The sequence below is a fragment of the Metabacillus fastidiosus NBRC 101226 genome (assembly GCF_001591625.1).
Taxonomy (GTDB): domain Bacteria; phylum Bacillota; class Bacilli; order Bacillales; family Bacillaceae; genus Metabacillus; species Metabacillus fastidiosus.
The window spans coordinates 1-3,076 of record NZ_BCVG01000194.1 but is presented as its reverse complement, the minus strand read 5'-3'; the positions used below and the strand labels follow the sequence as shown (position 1 = coordinate 3,076).

2 protein-coding genes and 1 pseudogene are annotated in these 3,076 nt (G+C 31.7%); 2 read left to right on the top strand and 1 reads right to left on the bottom strand.

Annotated features, from left to right (window positions below; translation table 11 throughout):
* Nucleotides 1–239: pseudogene (locus BFA01S_RS23020) on the top strand (methyl-accepting chemotaxis protein); the annotation flags it as partial.
* A gap of 390 nt (nucleotides 240–629) precedes the next feature.
* Here BFA01S_RS23020 and BFA01S_RS21200 read toward each other — a convergent pair.
* Nucleotides 630–1,286 carry a hypothetical protein gene (locus tag BFA01S_RS21200; RefSeq protein WP_066235578.1) on the bottom strand — a complete coding sequence of 219 codons (657 nt, stop codon included), beginning with the start codon at nucleotides 1,284–1,286 and terminating at the stop codon, nucleotides 630–632.
* Nucleotides 1,287–1,702: 416 nt separating this feature from the next.
* Here BFA01S_RS21200 and BFA01S_RS21195 point away from each other — a divergent pair.
* Nucleotides 1,703–3,076 (top strand): methyl-accepting chemotaxis protein (locus BFA01S_RS21195; RefSeq protein WP_066235577.1); only part of this gene is annotated, 1,374 nt, incomplete at its 3' end.

The window sequence follows — 3,076 nt, the reverse complement described above, 5'->3', positions numbered from 1 at the left end:
CCGTCCAAATAAAAGATGTGGTAAATGCAATAAATGAGCTGTCAGCCGGCTCTTCCCAAGTAGCAGTATCGATTAATTCTGTTAAAGCGATTGCTGAACAGTCTGCAGCGAGCAATCAAAATGTATCAGCAGCAACAGAAGAGCAATTAGCTTCAATGGAAGAAATTGAAACATCATCAGCAAATTTAGCAAAAATCTCAAGTGAACTCCAACATTTGATTCATAGATTTAAATTTTAAAACAGTGTTCAATTATACATCCCTTGAATCAATAGATTTAGGGGATGTTTTCTTTATCAGCTTATCATTAAAATATAAATATTATATGAAGCTCGTTTGTTTTTTTTGTAAATATTCTGCTCTTACTTTAAAATAAAGTCAGGTTAAATAATCCTAATCAATTTGATAGAAGGGTGAATAGAAAAGCGTGTTTTGAGAAAAGATTGATCGAAACACGCTTTTAATATATGTAATTAAATCATGCTTTTATAAAAAGTTTGATTATTTTTAAGCGCTTTATTAAAATAAAACCCCGTTAGCCCAAGAAGAAAAGCAGAATAGTTTCTTTTGAAAAAGTAATTTGCAATTAAACTGAATTAACAATCTTTATGTTAAATCCTAAATATCCTTTTACATTTTCTTAATATACTCATACACATCTTTAGGTTTTATATTAAACAGATAAGCAATTTCTGTAATTTTTTTACCTTCTCCTTTCATTTCCTTTACTTTTGTCTCCAATGCTTTCTCGTATTCGTCTGCAATATTGAATAACGGATTCAATAAAGATTGCCATATTTCAAAATCAGTGAATTTGTCCTTTTCTATAATATTATTTAGCAATGCTTTTAATTCTTTATTTTGTATCGTTCGTTTCCCTTGTAAGACTTGTTTTTCAGTAAGAAAACACTCTATATCTTTTAAAATTTTTATAAATGATTCCATTGAATCTGTAAGGAAACTACCAGCATCCCAGCTGCCCATTCCGTGTATTAATCGAGATACAGGGTATCCATCCTCATTTAACTCAATAATAATGGGATCTCCACATATAGTTTCATATCCAATAACAATCCAATTATCATCCCAGCTGCCTTCCTCATCGGTTACAAGAGAATTCCCATCAGGATCGATACTAAATCCTGTTTGACAATCATCCAGCTGTTCGAAAGAAAATATATGAAAATGCACATAGTCTCTAATTTTTTCAAATTTCAAGTTGATAAGTTTTAAATTTCTTTTCATTTCTTCTTTTTGGTGATAAGAATTAAACTTTATAACTGACATATTTACTACATTCCAATCTATATTTTGTGTTTATATATGATTTAAATTTTATATAAAGGATAATAAAGCTAATTTGTCGATTCTAACATGTTTTTACTGTAAAACTATATTCATTTTTCAATCTCTTTTTTCATTAAAAACAGAATGAAAAGAATATTACTAATAAAATTCTACAGATATCTGGAGTTTCCTTCCTAAACAAATCCGCTTCTAATCTGGGAGCATCTATTGGAGAATTGCTCTTTTTTATTATTTCAATAAAAATAGTATTCTTAATTTCTATGATTACTTTGGTTATATTTAGTTTTTAATGTAAAATAATACTATTATGAAAAAATTTCCTAAAAAATACTTCATTAATAAATTACCTGTCCGATATATAATTTAGGGGCAAAATTATTAAGGAGAGGAACATCATGAATGTTTTATCAAATATGAAAATCAGCCAAAAATTTCTTTTATTAATAACGATATCTATTCTTTCCCTTGGAATTATAGGATTTATGGGCTATACATACATAAAGGAAATGGCACACGATTCAGAAGTAATGTATAAGGAGCAATTAAAACCGATTAGTTCGTTAGGACAGATGCTCGCAAATAACCGTCTGATGGATACTTATATGCTGGAAGCAATCTTAACAGATGATCCGATAAGGTACGAACAATTGATGCAAAGTCTTGAAGATACAATTGCAAAAAATATTCAATTGGAAATACCTGAATTATTTGCAGAAGAAGTTGTTACGATGGATGATTATGTTAAATTTGTAGAAGGATATACAGTCGTAAGAAAAGAGGCGCTTAGACTCGCTGAGGCTGGAGAAGATGATCAGGCATATAAATATTATGTAAGTGAAGGAAGCCATAAAAGAGATGAGCTTCAACAATTTAATTCAGATCTGAAACTGTATCATGAAAGCTTAGCGGAAAAAATATATAAGCAGAATCATGAAAAATTAAAGACAGCAACTGCTGTTTTCCTTGCGATTATTATTGCAGCAATGGCTATTTCTATTACAATAGGATTAATAATCAGCAGATCGATAGTAAATCCTATTAAACGAATTCAAAAGCTTATGGTCCGGGCAGAAAGCGGGGACTTTTCTATTTCAGGCAGTTACCGTTCAAAAGATGAAGTCGGGCAGCTCGTTACATCATTTAATAAGATGATTATGGGGCTGAGAGAAATGATTAGAACAGTGAATGAAACATCTGAAACAGTTGCAGCTTCTTCGCAAGAGTTGAGTGCAAGTGCAGAACATAGCGCGAAAGCGAGCGAACATATTTCATTAACAATTCAGCAATTGGCAGTAGGATCTAATCATCAGTTGCAAAGTGTGGAAGAAAGTACATATGTTATAAATGAAATGACTGATTATGCAGAACAAATAACGAGAAATGCAGAAGAAATGACAGAAAGCGCAAATGAAACAGCTGAAATTTCTATTGAAGGAAAGCAGTCAATTGATAAAGTAATGAATCAGATGAATTCTATCAATGAAAATGTTACCGGACTAGGAAGCTCAATTAAAGGTCTTAGTGAACGCTCTGTTGAAATCGGTAAAATTAACGAAGTCATTACAGCAATCGCCGGACAGACGAATCTTTTAGCATTAAATGCAGCAATCGAAGCAGCAAGAGCCGGTGAGCATGGAAAAGGCTTTGCAGTTGTAGCTGATGAAGTAAGAAAGCTTGCGGAACAATCGGCAAATTCAGCAGAACAAATAACGAATCTCATTCAGATGATCCAACATGAGACGAATGAGACGATTACATCAATGGATTCT